1 protein-coding gene is annotated in these 306 nt (G+C 56.9%); it reads left to right on the top strand.

Annotation, left to right across the window (positions count from 1 at the left end):
• Window positions 1-113: 113 nt before the first annotated feature.
• Window positions 114-306: hypothetical protein (locus G6047_RS00135; RefSeq protein WP_169525275.1), on the top strand; the 193-nt coding region annotated here is incomplete at its 3' end.

The raw sequence follows: 306 nt of genomic DNA, 5'->3' as shown, positions 1-306 counted from the left end.
GCAACCTCGACGAAGGCTTCCAGCTGCTTTCCAACGTGATCAACGCACAGTGCGGCATCACCCTTGCGGCCATCAACTCGGTGATCCAGGTGACCACCTTCCCGAACATCACCATGTACCGCTACCGTGTCTATAAGATCGTCGGCGGTGTGCCTACAGGTGAGCCACAATACGTGGAGCGTCCACAGGGATACTTCTCGTTCACCAACATGGCTTCCTACGACTATGCCTCCACGTACAGCATCCAGGTGGAGCTGCAACGCAACGGCACATGGCTCGGGTATTATGGGACGGCCTGCCAGGTAT

Origin of the sequence: Flavobacterium silvaticum, assembly GCF_012911565.1 — a bacterium.
Taxonomy (GTDB): Bacteria; Bacteroidota; Bacteroidia; order Flavobacteriales; family Flavobacteriaceae; genus Flavobacterium; species Flavobacterium silvaticum.
This window is presented reverse-complemented; position numbering and strand designations above follow the sequence as displayed.